This window comes from Streptomyces sp. NRRL WC-3742 (assembly GCF_000720635.1).
Lineage (GTDB): Bacteria > Actinomycetota > Actinomycetes > Streptomycetales > Streptomycetaceae > Kitasatospora.
The window spans coordinates 1-347 of record NZ_JOCF01000197.1 but is presented as its reverse complement, the minus strand read 5'-3'; the positions used below and the strand labels follow the sequence as shown (position 1 = coordinate 347).

General features: G+C 76.7%; 1 pseudogene. It reads right to left on the bottom strand.

From position 1 onward, the window contains the following. Window positions 1–227: 227 nt before the first annotated feature. Window positions 228–347 (bottom strand): annotated as a pseudogene (locus IH61_RS45465) (arginine deiminase family protein); the annotation flags it as partial.

The following is a 347-nucleotide window of genomic DNA, read 5'->3' as shown; positions in this document are numbered from 1 at the left end:
TCTCGAACACCGCGGCCCAGGGAGTCTGGCGGGCGAGGCTGTAGGACTTGTGCCGCACGATCCGCCGTTCCTCCGGAGACCGGCCGTGGCGGTGCGGGCAGTGCTCGTGGCCCGCCGCGTCGGGCCCGGTCGGCTGGGTGGCCGGGCGGCGGTGGAGGTCCCGTTGGTGGCGTACCCGGGCGAGCCGGGCGGTCAGCCGGTCCTTGAGCAGGCGGCCGGCGACACCCCGCCCCGGGGTCGCGCCGGACGGGGCAGCTCATGCAGCGCGGCCCGCCGCGGCCGCGGCCGAGTTCGGAGCCGGCGATGGTGACGATCTCGATGCCCTGCCCGCGCAGGTAGGTGTTGGT